This is a genomic window from Anaerostipes hadrus ATCC 29173 = JCM 17467 (assembly GCF_030296915.1).
Taxonomy (GTDB): domain Bacteria; phylum Bacillota; class Clostridia; order Lachnospirales; family Lachnospiraceae; genus Anaerostipes; species Anaerostipes hadrus.
The window spans coordinates 580,068-597,149 of the sequence record NZ_AP028031.1 but is presented as its reverse complement, the minus strand read 5'-3'; the positions used below and the strand labels follow the sequence as shown (position 1 = coordinate 597,149).

Sequence of the window (17,082 nt, the reverse complement as noted above, 5' to 3'; positions counted from 1 at the left end):
CCTTATGGCATTGTTTATTTTTTATTTTCCCTGCATCATATTAAATACTTTTTCAGATGAATTTTCACATTCATATGGAATATATGTTTCATGGAATGCATCGACTCTCTGTTTTGAATTTTCAATCGTTTCATCCAAATGCTCAATCGCATCTAACACCTCATCAGACGTATATAGTAATGGTCCTGGTGCTTCTTTTTCGATATCAATATTAAATCCGCGAAGCTTATCTCTATATTCATCCAGATCATATGTAAAGAATAACATTGGTCTGTCGAGAACTGCATAATCAAACATTACAGAAGAATAATCTGTGATCAGGATGTCTGTAATGATATATAAATCTTCAATAGATTCATAATCCGTAAGATCATACACAAATCCATCTGCTGGAACTCCTTTCCAACCTTTTGCTGAAAAGTGATGCAGTCTTAAGATCAATACATATTCATCTGAAAATTTTTCCTTCATCTTCTCAAGATCTAGCATTAATTCAAACTTATCACGCACTCTCCATGTTGGTGCATACATGATGACTTTCTTATCTTTTGGAAGTCCTAATTTTTCTTTTAATCTGCTCATTTCTTCTTCGTTATTAGAAGAATACAAAATATCTGTTCTTGGATATCCAGTATCCATGATCGTATTTTCAAATTTAAATGCAGATGGTGCAAGATCCGCAACAAACTTACTTTGCACGATCAGATAATCCCAACGTTTACACTTTCTAATATACTTCTTTTCTGATTTCTTTGTAGGGAAATCGCCTGGTACATCCAATCCAATTGTCTTTAATGGTGTTCCATGCATCGTCTGTACTTCAATCTGCCCTTTTCTCTTCTCATAAGAATCAGCAAAATTTACATTATTCACAAAGTATTTTGCTCTTGCCATATAATATAAATACTTCCAAGATAGTCTTCTGACTCTAACACCATTTCCCGTGATCGGAATGCATTCATCTTTTAATGACCAGATACACGTATAATCTGGATGATTCTTATCAATATATTCATATAAATATCTAGGGTTACAGCTAAATTTACTTCCCCACATAGATTCAAATACGATCCATTTTTTCTTTAATGGAAGAAGTCTTAATAACGGATATAAGAATCTGTTGACAAAAGCTCTTTTCTTCGCACTTCTTGTCAGGAATTCCTTGACTCTCAGCGTAGTAAAATACAGAAAATCATCTTCTGGATCAATAATAAATCGATATCTTCTTTCTTTCGTGTAGTATTTTTTATCAAAAACTTTATGTTCCCCACCAAGTGCACATACCTTCTGCTGTTCATTATTTTCATATAAAATAAACACCTGACGACGTCTTGCATAAAGATTCTTGATGATTTTTTCGTCCTTTAAACTTAAAGAAATGACTACTTTCTCCTCTTCTCCATGTTGATTCACGGATCCTGTTCCAAGAATAATCTTTTCTTCCTCTAATGGATCTTCTACATACAATGTTGCTCTCTGCCAGTTACCGATATTTTTGTTGATGATCTCAAATGAAAACTGTTCCTCATTCTGTTTTACATCTCGTATCACAGGTACTGCCTTTCGATTTAACAAGTAACATCTATGATTTCCTGATGTTTCTTCTACTAACTGATTCTTCTGGTTTTCTACAAAGATTCTCTTTTTCTTTTCTTTGTATACAGGAATAAATAAATTACCTTTTTTAACTGCAATATATCGTTTATTTTCTGGAATATCTGAAATATCCACAGAAACATCTTCCTGTGTTATAGCTGCTTTTAAGATTTCCGCATTATGTGCATCTTTCGCTTCATATAATGCATCAACTTTCTCAGAAAGTTTTAATCTTAACTGATCACCGTCCAATTTCATATCATTTAATTCAATGTTCTTTTGTGAAATTTTTACTTTAAAATCATATCTGTAAGACTTGCTAAGTTCGATCAGCATATGATCTTTAAAATATGTTTTCTTGTCCAATTTATTGCCAAGAGATTTTAAGATTCCTCTTAAAATAGTTTCTTTCTTCCATCTGTCTCTCTCATAAGTTAATAATATATGGTATTCTCCATCAAGCTTTAATTCTCTGATCTTGGCTGCATCCAGTATGATCCGGTATCCACAACCTTTATAATTTGCTAAATGGATCTGTTTTGTCTCGTTATCAATTTTTAAGCCAAATTTCTTCTGTGCATATTGTGACTTAATACTTTGTATTTCCAGTGGAATCTTCTCTCCTGTACTTAAGCATACCAAATGTGCTGATAATTTTTGTACATTTAAATTTGGCACAGATAATCCTCGTAAGAATACATATCCTTCGATCACACATTGCTCTTTCTGCCATGCCACATCATAAATCAATTGAGTAAGTCTCCACTGATCTAATGCCTCTGTCATATCTGCCTTATCACCAGTTACAATCGCTTTCGGGAATTTTCCAATATATTTGTTGCCCTTTTTCACGATCTTTAAATTCTTATAATTATCAACTTCATATTGACGCAGTTTTACTAATCGTTTTTCATCCAGATTCATCAAAGCCACATATTTTTCACGATATAAAACTGGTAACTTATCGATCGTTTCTAAAGGAATTGTTTCTTCTATATAATCTTTAATGATCTTCATCATCTCGAGTGTTCTGTTATCTGAAAGATAAATACAGTTGTTCACATAGATCATCAGATCAATATATAACCATTTATAATATTTTGCATCCCATAATTCTTGTTCTTTGACATTCTCCTCAAAGAATTTATCTACCATACGTAAAACGGTAATACGATCTCTCATATTCGTAAAGTCATCTGCTCTCTGCGTAATAGACTTATTAGCTCCATCACGAATTCTCCAACGATAACAGACATCCTGCACCATTGTCACATTATTAGCAAGATAATGCATAGGAATCGTTACTGGAATATCTTCATAGAGAATTCTCTCTGGAAATTCAAAATGATTACGATCCCAAAACTCTTTCAAAATTAATTTATTCCATGAGGTTGTATCATAAATCAGATCCGTATTGTCTGTAATATGTGTTTTATCGATATATTTTCTAAATGCAATTTCATGCAGATTCGACACATGGTCTTTCTTTGAGTTAAATCTCGCAACACTTCCAACTACCATCTCGCTATGATTTTTCTCTGCTGCAAGATACATTTTCTCGTATGCATCATCTGGAACAATATCATCTGAATCAAGAAAAATAATGTATTTTCCTTTTGCATACTTCACTCCTGTATTTCTCGCATTTCCAAGTCCACCATTTACCTGTCTTACATACTCAAAATGATCATATCGACTAGCAAATTTCTTGGCAATGTCTGTACTTCCATCCAAAGAACCATCATCAACCATGATGACCTGCAGATCCTCTAATGTCTGATCTACAACTGATTGCAGACATTCTTCCAAATATTCTTCTACATTATAAATTGGTATGATAACACTTACTTTTATCTCTCTCATCACTTACTCCTATCTCTCTGGGAATTTCAATTCAATATCTCCTGGGATATTATAATACATCTTATAACGCCATACCCATGCTGGATTATATACATCTAAACCATAACAGTATGTATCTCCAAGCGGTATTTCCTTTAATTCAATCTTCTTCTCTCCTTGTTTTATCTGTGTTTGTATATATTGAAGTCTGTCATTCACTTGTCCATGAACAAAATAATATACACCAATATTTCCGATCATCACAAAGAAAATACACATCATGATCCCTGTGTTTAAATATCCTTTGCTTATCTTTAAAAATCCACTTCGTATACTATACGATAACAATACTCCAAGATATAAAACGAAAAAGATATATGTTACATAAAAACAACGAATTGCAATCGGACTTGCAACGATCAATGGTCCCATTAAAATCAGTTGTGACCATAAAATGATCTGAACGATCACCTTATCCTTAAAATCTGTAATAAACCATGCACTAAAAGCTGCCAATGCTAAACAATACGTCGTTACTATTACAGCCTGCGCTGCATTGCCCCATGCCAAATAATCTTTCCATGTACCAAAATTCATAAAATTAAATATATAAAATGCTAAAAAACCACTGAACAGAACCAAGAATAATCCTTGTCCTTTCTTCTTTCTCTTTTGGAGTAATATCAAAATCAATCCACATGTCACTATATTTAATAAATGATTCGGCATGATCCAATAATTAATGATCGTGTCTGCGTATACCTTTAATGCAGAGGCAAACCATTCAAAGCTTAATTCAAACGCTGCAATCTCTTTTCCTGTTCCCTGTGATGTATGTGCCGCAGCCATACGATATGCGCTATTCGAGAACATCCAGAATGCACCAATACCAACCATAATCAAATGAAGTAACATTCCTTTATGCAGCTTCTTATATTGTACACCATAAATAATTAAAAAAGCGATACTTAGTACAATTAGATATACCGTTGAATTTTCAAGAACCAAGCTTCCAAGAAATGCATTGATCATTGAAAACCCTGTTTTCAACTTCGACACTTTCTTTTCTTTGAAAATAGATATATGATATAGCAAAAATCCAAGAATCATCGTTGCACTAACACAGAAATTTGAAAATCCTGATACCCATCCATATGTCTGACTCATTAAGCTTGTTGGAATATTAACTACAAAAAAAACACAAATTAAAAATGATAATATCTTATATTCTGTCAATTGATATATCAAGTATAACATTGCGGTCATTATCCCAGAAATAGCCATACTTCTCAATACGATCGGCAATCTTGTTAAAACAATGACCAAAATATCTCCAAAGTAACGTCCATTATATCCTTCAAACCACGTTTTTAATCTCATGATTCCTACTTCACTTCCCCATCGCCAATCATCCAGTGCTTCCGGCACCCATAACTGCCAAATGGAAAATAATACAAAAAATATGATCAATATCCAAAATATTGATGATTTCTTTTCTTTTTTCAATGTACTGTTACTCCTTCTTTTGTTACTAATCTTTTGACCCAATCTATAAACTTCTCATATCGAATTAACTTCTTAAACCATTCTAATACAATCGATGTCACCAATGAAATTGCCATAAGTACTATATAATCTAACCATGCATAATAAAATGAATATGTAAATTCATGGAAAAATACGTCTCTGTAAAATGAATGAATCAAGAAAATATTCATAGAATGTTTTCCAAGGAAGCCTAATCCTTTTACGATCCATTTTCCATTTAATATATATATATATGAAATTACGATCATATACATTGCTGCAAAGCCATCCCAAAAATCTAGATATTTCCATCCAATCCATGCATTTTGTCGGCATTTTATGATAACTGCCAAACCTATCAATGATACTATCAGAGACAACAGTTTTCCTGCCACATTCTGTTCCATAAATTTTTCTTTTATTCTCGCAAGCAAGTCATGTTGTGCAAAATACATTCCCAGTGTGTATGCTAATAGATATCGGAACAAATCTGTTGATTGTCCAAATCCACAAGCTCTTGGAACGATAATAGATGCAACAACCACGACCCATTGATATTTTTCCATAATTGAATGTACAAATGGAAAGATCATGATCAAAACGATCGCAAGACTCATATACCACCATGTCAGACAAAATAACGGTGTTCCCAGTAATTTGGCTAATCCTAATGCATCAATGATCATATAGACCACACTACGAAAATCATGTCCATAAACCTCTATAAAGCGTCCAGTTGGAATCGCAAGAATCTCTGTCACAACAAAAATGATCAAAAATCCTGTCATTAATGTGACCATTCGTTTCTTTATATAATTACTCATCGTTGTTTTCTTTTTCTGACTCTCATAAGAAACCCACATTCCGTATCCAGTCATAAAAACAAACATGGCTACGCATATCTTTGAAAAACTTGCAAGATATTGTATCGTATGAGAAGAAAATGGTGCAAACGAAATTGGGTAATATCCCCATCCCTTCGTCGTCGCAAGTTTCTCATATGGAACCGTAGCCCAACGCTGTGCATTCAAAAAGCAATGATGAAACAACAGGATGATGATCGCAATCCCTTTCATCTGCATTGTATGTTCCTTTGTAAACTTCATTCAATCTTACTCCTCTTAATTTTACTGACCTGTATTATATCACAACGTAATACTTTTGTAAAAACTTTTACTTTATATACACCGCAAAACCTTGTATTTTTTTGCCAACCGGTCTATAATTATCCTGTTTGAGCTAATTTACAAATAAACAAAAAGGGGATGTGATCAATGAAAGTTCAACGCAAATATTTACAACTGGCATGCCTGAATCTGTTTCTTGTCATGTCTGTTATCTTATGTCCTCACCAGACATATGCCAAAGGTAAAAAATTTAAAATCTATTTTACCAATGCAGAAAAATCTATCAAGTTACCTTTAAAATCCAGCCAGACACTATCTGTTCGATACTCTAAGAAGAAAAAAGCTTCCTACAAAATCAAATGGGAATCTTCTAATCCTAAAGTTGTAAAAGTATCAAAAAAAGGTATCCTGACACCAAAGAAAACCGGTAAGTCAGTGATTCGTCATGTGGTCAGAACAAAATCTGGTAAGGTCATTGCAAAAAAATCTATTAAAGTAAAAGTAACACCTGAAATTGCCATCAAAGCAATTTCCTGTGAAGAAGATGCTGCTTCTGCAACACTGATCAAATATCCAAACAAATATCGTTGGAATATTTCTCTCAAGCCTGCGAATGCATCTCTTGCTTCCGTTACTTTTCGAAGCAGCAATAAATCCATTGCCACGATCAGTAAATCTGGTGTTATCACACCTTTAAAAGAAGGCAACATAACAATGACTGCAAAATATAAAAAAGTTATCTTGAAACGACGTTTTCATGTAACGATTCCATTAAAGAAATTAACAACAAGGCATCAAAAGATTAGTATGCCTTACGGAACTTTCAGGACTTTATCTGTGAATTTCAAACCATGGAATGCATCTGACAAAAAACTTACCTGGAGCACAAACAATGATACCGTTGCCGTTGTCGATGAGAATGGTCATGTAACTACCCGTGGAGTTGGTGTTGCTGTGATCACCGCAACTTCTATAAAAAATCCAAGCAGAAAGTGCAATATCACGATCACTGTCACTGCTGAAAATGGTTTATTATCTACTGAAGATTTGGATTATTTTGACTTAAAAGATGGGGACCGTCTGATGATCATTGCCCATCCAGATGATGACCTCTTATGGGGTGGTGGAAATATGATTCAGGAAATTAAAGAATTAAAAGAAACTGGAAATAACTATTTTGTTGTTTGCCTAACCAATGGCTCTTATGATAGTCGAGCTAGGGATTTTGACTCTGCGATGAATGATATCGGGGCAAAACATGTGATTCTCCGCTATCCTGACCTCTATCGCAGACATCAGGTTGCATGGGATCCTTATACTAACTATATCACACAGGATATCCGGCGTGTCATGAATTATCGTAACTGGAGCAAGATCGTAACACACAATCCTGATGGCGAATACGGACATCAGCATCATAAAAAAACAGATGAATTAGTCACTGCTGTAAGTCATGAAAATGCTGAGCATTACGATAAATTATATTACTTTGAAAAATTCTACACACAGGATGCTATTCCAGAAGGTCTTGCAAAACTCCCTTCTGATGTTGCTCAGAAGAAGCATGCTCTGATCTTTAAAAACTATTTTGATCGTGGTGCGATTCGAATGTATGAATATTTTAATGATTATGAAAATTGGGTAAAAGCTACGGATTGGCAATAATACAATATGGTATAAAAAATGCAGCTGTATTTCAATTATACACCTGCATTTTTCTTTCTAAATTTTTATTGATATACACGAAATACCAGATCTGCTTTCCCAATCTTCTTGTTACTCCTATACATACATCCATTTGGGTATGCATCATAATTTCCAGTCCAGTATACCGGAAGTTTGTATTTTTGATCTTTTTTCTGATTTACAATCTCTATTGCATATGTCCCAGAATTCTTAACTTTGTTTAACTTCCACTCATATTGATTTTGCGCATAAGATAATTGATCTTGTCGTGCGCTTTCCATTACTTTTCCTGTTTCATCAAGCAGACGCACAGTAAAATCATTCTCATTATTTAATAAATTGAATGTAATATTCTGAAACCTGATTTTTGTAAGAAAACTTTGTTTTATTGCTTCATTCTTCTTCAATGACAGATTCAACGTCTGACTTTGTGCAAACTGACTAGCTGCATAAGATTGATCTAACGCCTCTGGATTTTGTTTTAAATAATTATGCATTGGCTGCAAACATACAATCAATCCGATTCCGACCAAACATAACATAACATTCCCCATTGAAATCTTTTGTTTTTGTTCTTTCTTTTCTTCTTCACAAAGATTTTCAATTCCTGTTACCATCATAAACATCATTACACCCATAAAGCATATGCTATACTTTGGATTTGCTTCCCAGAATACATGGAAGATCATTCCTCCAAGTAATGTAAGCATCACAACATAATTCCATGGGTTTCTTTTTCTGAGCATTCCAATCGCTGCCACTAATGCAAAGCACCAGACCGCCATCCGCATCAGATAGCTGTACATTAAGATCCATCCATTATGCTTTCCATTTAAGAACTCGTTTGCTGTTCCATAATCTGTTGAAACATAAGACATTTTTGTAAAATCATCATCTCCTGTCAGCCAGACTTCTCTTAACTTCACTCCAGATAACTGTAAAGTTCCCTTTATCCCAAGCTCTTTATAATTATGAATTGTTTTTTCAATTGTCTTTTCTTTTTTTTGTTTTTGCGTTGAAAGTTGTGAAGTAAACCACACATCACCACTATCATATCTCCCAACTCCATGAGAAGACATCATTAACCAATGTGTTGCTGGAAATTCTTGTGTGTTTTGTTTTGGTATCATATTCTGAAATTTGTACTGATATCCAAAAACGGAAACTGCAATTCCCGCTACCATTCCAAGAATCAGACACATATGTCTTACTTTAAACTTATACTGCTTCCAAAAGATAAACAACGTGATCCCCACTGCAATACAGAGAATCAAATTGGTGATCCTGATCTTAATTCCTATATAAATTACAATTCCTAAAAAAGCACTGTACAAAATGCCCTTCCAATTGTCTTTTTCTTTATGTATTAGCACAAACAACAACAGCAACACCATGATCATACCAAATGATATCGTGTGTGTATAATAATAAGCAATCCAGAAATACGTCCACGGATTCAGTAAAAACAACAACATCCATATGTTAGCCAGTTTTATATTTTTAACTATGCGTATTGCAATATATCCACATAAAATTCCAATATCAATTACTAATAAATTCAAAAAATTTCCCGCAAGAACCAGACTTCCGACAGAAATACCGCAAGACACCAACAATTTATAATAGCAATATAAGATTAGTAAATATCCATAATTATTCGGATAATGTGCAAAATACCCACCAAAACGCTGTAACGAAATCATAGGATTTTGAATCATTCGGATTGCTTCATCATGCAAATATAACAAATCATTCACTGGCTGTATCTTAAATACATAGATTGTCATCAATTGCAATGCAAAAATCATCACAAAGATGATAAAAAATAACGATTTTTTTGCAAAAACAGCTTCTAATTTCTTTCTGTATCTTACGATAAAACAAGCTATGATAAAAAATAACAACGTCCCCAGCCACCTAACCGGCTGAGAAACGTCATTCATCTTTTCTTGTGTATATTGAAATGGAAAACTTACGATCAAATATGCTACGATCAAAATAAACAATCTGATCGAATATTTGTATATAAAATCTTTTATCTTCATCTCCATTCTCCTAGTCATTTAATACCTGTTCAATAATAAATTTAGGTCTGGCCTTTGTCTCCAAATATATTTTTCCAATATATTGTCCAACCATCCCAATCGCGATCAGCTGTAAACCACCTAAAAACCATATCGACATAACAAGGCTAGTCCAGCCACTTACCGTGTTGTTTGTAAAATGCCGTACTAAACAATAAATGATTGCCAAAACACTAATTATACAGATTAAAATTCCAACATTAAAAATCATTTTGATTGGTTTTACACTCAACGATGTAATTCCTTCAAATGCAAAAGAAAGCATTTTCTTCAATGGGTATTTGCTTTCTCCTGCAAATCTCTCAGCTCTCTCATACGTGACAATATCACTCTGATAACCAACCATCGGCACCATCCCTCTAAGAAAGATATTAACTTCGTCAAATTCTAATAATCCTTTTAATGCCCGCTTACTCATCAGTCTGTAATCTGCGTGATTGTAAACAAGCTCTCCGCCCATTTTATTGATCAGTTTATAAAATGCTTCTGCCGTAAAACGTTTAAAAAATGTATCTGTATCTCTGGCACTTCGAACACCATATACAATATCGCATCCTTCATAATATTTTTCGATCATCTGATCGACTGCATTAATATCATCCTGAAGGTCCGCATCCATTGATATTACAATATCTGCTTTCTCTGATGCCATTGTCAAACCAGCCAGCAATGCATTTTGATGCCCACGATTTCTGGATAATTTCACTCCTGAAAATATAGAATCCATTTTATGAAATTCATCGATCATATTCCACGTATGATCTTTGGATCCATCATCCACAAAAACAATTCTGCTTTCTTTCGCTATTTTACCATCATGGATCAGCATTTCACATTTTTCCTTTAATCGTTTGGATGTTTCAGCTAATACTTGTTCCTCATTATAGCAAGGCACTACAATATATAATATATTTTTCTCTTTTCTTGATCTTTCTTGCATATTTAATTATCTTTCTCATTATCTATTTTGTTTGTGATCAACTGTAATTTAAATTCGAAATCTTGCCTATTTTTTTGTACAATCGTACTTAAAATCAATCCAGAAAAGAATGCCTGCAACGCTGCAAGTGCTATAAATCCACTTACGATCAAAGTTGGGAAATTCGGTACCAGACCTGTATGAAGATATGTCATAAATACGGGTATAAATAATCCTGCCGCAATAATCATAAGCAAGAATGCCATACTTCCAAAAAACTGAAATGGTCTATAACCTTTAAACAGTTTTATGATCGTAAATAATACCTTCATACCATCTGTATAAGTATTTAATTTAGATTCGCTTCCATCTGGTCTATCTCGATATTCGATGATCACATTATCAACCAGCATATTTTTATCTACTGCATGAATGCTCATTTCAGTTTCGATTTCAAATCCCCTGGATAACACTGGAAATGTTTTAACAAACTGATAGCTAAAAGCTCTATATCCAGTCATAATATCCCGGATATTACTTTTAAAAAGATGATTAATTGCAGCTCTCACCATGCTATTTCCAAGATTATGAAAAGGTCTTTTATTTTCCTCAAAATAGGTAGATGATAATCTGTCCCCTACAACCATATCCACCTTGTATTCTAAAACTTTTTCTGCCATTTCTCGTCCAAATTGGGCAGGATATGTATCATCTCCATCAATCATGATATAACATTGCGCATCAATTTCTCGAAACATCCTTCGGATCACATTTCCTTTTCCCTGTTGATATTCATTTCTTACAATAGCTCCTGCTTCTTTTGCAATCTCTACTGTACGATCTGTGGAATTATTGTTATATACATAGATTGTTGCCTCTGGAAGTTCTTTCTTCCAATCCTCCACTACTTTTTTAATTGTCTTTTCTTCATTGTAACACGGAATCAATACTGCAATTTTTTCCATTACGCATTCTCCTTTGTTAAAATTCATTATATTCTTTATATATTATTTCATTTACAAATGCAACATATAAAATCGTACTCGCTGTAATCGGAAGCATATATCGCATATCGCCATTTACAGGTGATGCCAGACATATAAGGAATGATGTCACTATTGGCAAAAATGCAATCCAATATCTGATCGTCTTTTTAAAAGAACATACCATGCCAAGCAATCCAATCAAAATCCATAAATATATCATCGGTTTTGTAAATAATGTCAATGGAGTTTTCTGATATATTGTATCTAAAACCCCATGATATATATCTCTGATATATTTTGTTTTTTCCAAATAATATATTTCATATTCTTTTTGGTATATATCCATACTTTCTGGCTGTACATAATATCCATATGGATATCTTATTTCTGTCATATAACCCCAATATCCATATGTCCCATTTAACGTTGCCTGAATATAAGCCGTCGGATGCTTCTTAAGCATTTCAAACCATATGTTAAAATAATCTTTTAAATATTCGTCTTTCTGTTTGTAAGTATTCTTTACTGGGTCAGAAAGATCTGGATCATAATTCTTTCCGATCGTATCGTAATCTAATACTTTTCGAATCACTTTTTCCTCTTCCGTCGAAACATCATTTCCATAATATTTTACATATCTCGCTGTCTGTTGAAAAGGGATGGAGAGCATCTCCTGCTTTCCGCCAGGCTTCACACCTGCCATGGGAAGAATTGCTTTTTGGTAAAGCTCCCAAAACGCCACCATTATTATAAATAAAACTATCAATTGTCTTCGATATTTTTTTACACCTACAATACAAAACGGCATCGTAAAAATTAATATATAAAACCCGTTGTGTCTGACCAAACATAATAATAAAGAGACTATTAAAAACAAAATACTCTTAACTTTTGAATCAAATATCTTCTCTGGTTCTAATACTATATCAAATATAAATAACACAAATAAAACAAATATTGGATAAAATAATGTGTCTTTTACTGCTGTCCTTGCATATGCCGACCAGATAGGAAACAATCCATAAAATGCCAATCCTGTAAAGCGAATCCAATACTTTGTATTCTTCTTATGCATCCAATAAAAACATATTGCGAAAACACCACTTGTAAATAACAATGTAAATAACAGATACACTGCGATTCCTACATTTTGACATCCAATGTTTCTTCCAAATTTGACAAACATCCCTTCAAACAATGTCGTCAATATAGGATGATGATTCGTCAGATTTCCACTGAAAAACTGCTCATACTGTCGTATAATATCATAAGTTAAACAACCCGGAAAATACAAAATATAATTTGGAAGCCATAAAACAATCAGAATGCTCCAAGGAACTGCTATAGGATGATGATCAAATATTTTTTCTCCTATCCCACTGTTTACTTGAGTCTTTAACCTTATAAAAGACTTCCCCGCTTTTGAATATAATACATTCATGATCATATGTACGATCATTGTAAGAATCATCGTCATGATCAATGCACTGATCATATGTTTTTTATCGCATATGATCAGTGACCAGTTATCTCTCTGATCATAACTTATAGATATAACCATGCATATTGAAAATAAAAATGATATAATCCATGAAATGATTCGATTATTCTGATGCATTGACTGCCTTTCCTCGTTTCTCTTCTTTTTCTTTTCCCTTAAATAATCCCATCAACTGATAAAATGCCAGGCCAAATACAAATGCCTTTAAATTGTAAGCGGCTGGAAAATATGCTTCTACTCCGCATGCGATAAATCCAATTTCTAAAAGCACCATAGCCCCAAAATATCCCTTTTTATAAAGTACCCATACAGCTATAAGCATAAAAGCACAAAAAAGTCCAAACACAATTGGCCCATATTCCAACAATGTTCTTACAATTCCTAATTCTGTTACGTATCCATCATTGGCCTGTGTATAAATTCCATATCCACAAACCTTTCCACCAATGTTACTTCCAAACAGAGGAATTCCAGCTCCAAGAAAACAGTTCCGTGCAACTGTCAATCGTCCTGTGATCAATTGATCTAATCTCATAAATGTTGGATCTGTCAATTGAGAATAAAGTCCATAATATATAGATAAGAAAATTCCTACAAGATTTCCGATTTCTAATAAAATCAGTGAAATCTTAAACTCATAAATTTTTCTTGCATATCTTAAAATAAAATAGGCAATGATCGCTGCTGATCCACAGTAAAATGCTGTTCTTGATTTTGATAGTTGATAAAACTCATAGTTGAAATAGAACATGATCGCAAATGCCCACCATTTCATTTTCTTATAATAAGCATATAAAAAACTAACAATCAAAACCATGATCATAAGATGAATCGTGTTCGCATGCCATGTGCAAAACTTATATCGTACTTCTATCATTCCTCGCCCATAATCTTTTACTGTTGTTAATTTATCTGGTGCATTCATAAAGAACCATGTAAAACCATAGCTTAACCCAACAAATCCACATGCAAATACTGCTTTCATCACTTTCTTAAGATCTACGTCTTTCATCGCCAGAATGATCAGATAATTTGCGGGGTAATCAATTCCTCCAGAGCTTTTCCAACATAAATACATCAAAACAGCTCCTGCTGCTCCAATAATCACTTCTTTCCATTGATATTTTGTTAATATTATTTTGACCACAAAACAGATTAATCCAATATAAAATAGTCTTTGCACTGGAATTTGTCTTGTCGGATCTTTCTCTACATACCAATAGTAAGCTATATAAAAAAAGTAGTATGTAATATAGAGTATTGTTCCTAATAAAAAGAACAACTCTCCGACCCATTGTCTTTTATTATCAATCTTCATCTCTATTGCTCCTGTTTATTTTTCAAAAAAGCCATCGTATATTCTACGACAGCTTTTGTCTAATGCTATGATAATGAAATAATTAATCTTCTGTTCTATATCCATCCGGATTCATAGACTGCCATTTCCAGGAATCTGCACACATTTCTTTGATTCCTTTTTCTGCAGCCCATCCTAATTCTTCTTTTGCTTTTGTCGCATCACAATAGCATGTTGCAATATCTCCAGCTCTTCGTGGTTTGATCTCATATGGAAGTGTCTTTCCACAAGCCTCTTCATATGCATGTAAGACATCTAATACACTATATCCGATTCCTGTTCCAAGGTTGTAGATACGTACTTCTGGTTTTTCTTCAAATTTCTTTAATGCCTTCACATGTCCTTTGGCAAGGTCTACAACATGGATATAATCACGGACACCTGTTCCGTCTGGTGTGTCATAATCATCACCAAAGACTCCTAATTTCTCAAGTTTACCAACTGCTACCTGTGCAATATATGGTACTAAGTTATTTGGAATTCCCTTTGGATCTTCTCCGATCAGTCCGCTTTCATGTGCTCCGATAGGGTTAAAGTAACGAAGTAATACGACATTCCATTCTGGATCTGCGACATGGAAGTCTGTTAAAATCTGCTCTAACATTCCCTTTGTCTGTCCATATGGGTTTGTGATCTGTCCTTTTGGGCATTCCTCTGTAATTGGAATGAAAGCTGGATCTCCATAGACTGTTGCTGAGGAACTAAAGATAATATTCTTCACTCCATGATTTCTCATCACATCACAAAGAATCAATGTTCCTGTGATATTGTTATGATAATATTCTAATGGTTTCTGTACAGATTCTCCAACTGCTTTTAATCCTGCAAAGTTGATCACAGAGTCAATATCTTCTGCATCAAAGATCTTCTCTAATGCTTCACGGTCTAAAACATCTGCCTCATAAAATTTTACTGTTTTCCCTGTGATCTGCTCTACTCTCTTTAAAGCTTCTTCACTAGAATTATATAAATTGTCTACTACGACAACTTCATATCCTGCATTTAAAAGTTCCACACATGTATGGCTGCCGATATATCCAGCACCACCTGCTACTAAAATAGCCATGATCTCTCCTCCATTATTGTATATATTATTTATCTACACTATTTTTTATCATACCACATTTCACGATATCATTAAAGTTTTTCTTGTAAAGCAATTATTGGGCACTCGTCTATCTCTGAATCTTTCGTCCTTCAATATAATAACGTTTTTCACAAGCATGTCCCATGGAAAATGTCTTTCTTGGCAGTGTTCCGTCTGTCATCACACTTGGAAACAGCTGATCTTTCTCCATTGCTGGAAGTTCAATTCCTATCGTCTGCTCTTCTTTTGACAGTTCTTTTAAGACATCTTCTCCGTGGATATAATCAATACATCCTGAATTGTCTTTGAGATATTTATCTAAAAATGTCTGTATTTTATCAACTGCTAATTGATGTTTATGTAAATTCAAATGGAGAACTTCTTCCTTCTTTCCATAATAGCAGCGAATTGTTTGTCCTTCTTCGCTACAACATTCTGTTTTTAATGCACGTATTAATTCTTCTGGATCTGTTCCAGTAATGACTCTGTGAATTGGTTCAAACTGCTGGGAATCATCATGTAGATTCTCGAGTTCTACCAATGCATATCTCGCTGGATGATCTTTGATATGTTCCCATTGATGATTTTTCTTTAACTTCTCGTAACAGGCTTTTGCTGTTGCCAGAGAATGGTTTCCGTCTCCGACTGCATAGACCATTGGCTCATCACTTAAATCTTTATATTTTTCTGTCATTTGTTCTTCATATGATCGTAGTTTTTCTAAAAATTGTTCTTTGACCTCTCCGTCTACCAGCCATCCTGCGATATGTCCACCTTCCTGCATCAGATCAAATTCATATAATTTCTCAAGATCTGCCTTCTGCTCTGTTACGATTTCTAATACTTCATTTTTCCAATCATCGCATAGCAAGATCACGTGTGGCAATTCAATCGGTGCCTGATAACGAATCTTCATTCTTGGTGGGATTCGCTCCATAACTGTTTTCTCTGTGGAACGGATCTTTGCTTCGTGTTCTGGCGTATAACTATATTGTTCCAGATCGATCGCACCTACGATCCCTCTTCGAATCTTTCCATTCTGCAAAGTTCTTTCCACATAAACCAAAGAATTTTCATAAGTTTTCAACAGATGATCATCTGCATAATTCTTCATTGTGGATTGAATCTTTCGGATCTTTTCATCTTCTTCCTCACTTCCAAGATATGCTTCTGGAAGCATTAGATGTAACGTTGAAGGCGTATTTCCTACATACTCTTTTACTTCATCCCAGTATTCTGGCTGGGATGAAAACTGGTCACAAGCGATCACGGCCCATTTCTTCATAGAATCTACCTGTGGCATTAAAATATTTGCTGGTAAAAATGTTTCGCTCATGTTTCTTGTTCCTCTTTTCTTATATGACATAAAT

General features: G+C 34.0%; 11 protein-coding genes. 1 reads left to right on the top strand and 10 read right to left on the bottom strand.

The annotated features are described in order from the left end of the window. Positions 1-21: 21 nt before the first annotated feature. The 3 genes from QUE18_RS02845 to QUE18_RS02835 are packed head-to-tail and all read right to left on the bottom strand — an operon-like array spanning position 22 to position 6,071. On the bottom strand, positions 22-3,459 hold the full coding sequence (locus QUE18_RS02845) for a bifunctional glycosyltransferase/CDP-glycerol:glycerophosphate glycerophosphotransferase (RefSeq protein ID WP_009203951.1): 3,438 nt from the start codon (positions 3,457-3,459) through the stop codon (positions 22-24). A gap of 9 nt (positions 3,460-3,468) precedes the next feature. Then, positions 3,469-4,944, bottom strand: coding sequence for a DUF6056 family protein (locus QUE18_RS02840; protein WP_009203952.1), 1,476 nt, complete (start codon positions 4,942-4,944; stop codon positions 3,469-3,471). Continuing rightward, the gene (locus QUE18_RS02835; RefSeq protein WP_009203953.1) at positions 4,941-6,071 is read right to left on the bottom strand and encodes an acyltransferase family protein; all 1,131 of its coding nucleotides are present in this window, start codon (positions 6,069-6,071) and stop codon (positions 4,941-4,943) included. Before QUE18_RS02835 ends, QUE18_RS02840 begins: the two co-directional genes overlap by 4 nt. Positions 6,072-6,239: 168 nt before the next feature. On the opposite strand from QUE18_RS02835, the gene QUE18_RS02830 reads away from it, so the two are divergent. After that, on the top strand, positions 6,240-7,757 hold the full coding sequence (locus QUE18_RS02830) for an Ig-like domain-containing protein (protein ID WP_009203954.1): 1,518 nt from the start codon (positions 6,240-6,242) through the stop codon (positions 7,755-7,757). Between the two features lie 65 nt (positions 7,758-7,822). On the opposite strand, the gene QUE18_RS02825 is transcribed toward QUE18_RS02830, so the two are convergent. The 7 genes from QUE18_RS02825 to QUE18_RS02795 form a co-directional block, all read right to left on the bottom strand. Further along, a complete protein-coding gene (locus QUE18_RS02825; protein ID WP_242852732.1) occupies positions 7,823-9,823 on the bottom strand; it encodes a hypothetical protein in 2,001 nt (666 codons plus the stop codon). Between the two features lie 10 nt (positions 9,824-9,833). After that, the gene (locus QUE18_RS02820; protein WP_055158941.1) at positions 9,834-10,802 is read right to left on the bottom strand and encodes a glycosyltransferase family 2 protein; all 969 of its coding nucleotides are present in this window, start codon (positions 10,800-10,802) and stop codon (positions 9,834-9,836) included. 2 nt (positions 10,803-10,804) lie between these two features. Then, on the bottom strand, positions 10,805-11,746 hold the full coding sequence (locus QUE18_RS02815; protein ID WP_008394203.1) for a glycosyltransferase family 2 protein: 942 nt from the start codon (positions 11,744-11,746) through the stop codon (positions 10,805-10,807). Positions 11,747-11,762: 16 nt separating this feature from the next. Continuing rightward, the gene (locus QUE18_RS02810) at positions 11,763-13,385 is read right to left on the bottom strand and encodes a DUF6020 family protein (RefSeq protein ID WP_009203958.1); all 1,623 of its coding nucleotides are present in this window, start codon (positions 13,383-13,385) and stop codon (positions 11,763-11,765) included. After that, positions 13,372-14,586 (bottom strand): hypothetical protein, encoded by a 1,215-nt coding sequence (locus tag QUE18_RS02805; protein ID WP_009203959.1) that lies wholly within the window; start codon positions 14,584-14,586, stop codon positions 13,372-13,374. The genes QUE18_RS02810 and QUE18_RS02805 overlap by 14 nt, the downstream gene beginning before the upstream one ends. 82 nt (positions 14,587-14,668) lie before the next feature. Beyond that, positions 14,669-15,691 carry a UDP-glucose 4-epimerase GalE gene (galE, locus tag QUE18_RS02800; RefSeq protein ID WP_008394200.1) on the bottom strand — a complete coding sequence of 341 codons (1,023 nt, stop codon included), beginning with the start codon at positions 15,689-15,691 and terminating at the stop codon, positions 14,669-14,671. A gap of 109 nt (positions 15,692-15,800) precedes the next feature. Next, a complete protein-coding gene (locus tag QUE18_RS02795) occupies positions 15,801-17,048 on the bottom strand; it encodes a DUF1015 domain-containing protein (RefSeq protein ID WP_330380027.1) in 1,248 nt (415 codons plus the stop codon). Positions 17,049-17,082: the final 34 nt, after the last annotated feature.

Excerpts from the sequence above, each read along its gene's own strand:
- QUE18_RS02845 (WP_009203951.1), bottom strand. The coding sequence starts at position 3,459 with ATGAGAGAGATAAAAGTAAGTGTTATCATACCAATTTATAATGTAGAA.
- QUE18_RS02835 (WP_009203953.1), bottom strand. The coding sequence starts at position 6,071 with ATGAAGTTTACAAAGGAACATACAATGCAGATGAAAGGGATTGCGATC.
- QUE18_RS02830 (WP_009203954.1), top strand. The coding sequence starts at position 6,240 with ATGAAAGTTCAACGCAAATATTTACAACTGGCATGCCTGAATCTGTTT.
- QUE18_RS02825 (WP_242852732.1), bottom strand. The coding sequence starts at position 9,823 with ATGAAGATAAAAGATTTTATATACAAATATTCGATCAGATTGTTTATT.
- QUE18_RS02820 (WP_055158941.1), bottom strand. The coding sequence starts at position 10,802 with ATGCAAGAAAGATCAAGAAAAGAGAAAAATATATTATATATTGTAGTG.
- QUE18_RS02815 (WP_008394203.1), bottom strand. The coding sequence starts at position 11,746 with ATGGAAAAAATTGCAGTATTGATTCCGTGTTACAATGAAGAAAAGACA.
- QUE18_RS02810 (WP_009203958.1), bottom strand. The coding sequence starts at position 13,385 with ATGCATCAGAATAATCGAATCATTTCATGGATTATATCATTTTTATTT.
- QUE18_RS02805 (WP_009203959.1), bottom strand. The coding sequence starts at position 14,586 with ATGAAGATTGATAATAAAAGACAATGGGTCGGAGAGTTGTTCTTTTTA.
- galE (WP_008394200.1), bottom strand. The coding sequence starts at position 15,691 with ATGGCTATTTTAGTAGCAGGTGGTGCTGGATATATCGGCAGCCATACA.
- QUE18_RS02795 (WP_330380027.1), bottom strand. The coding sequence starts at position 17,048 with ATGAGCGAAACATTTTTACCAGCAAATATTTTAATGCCACAGGTAGAT.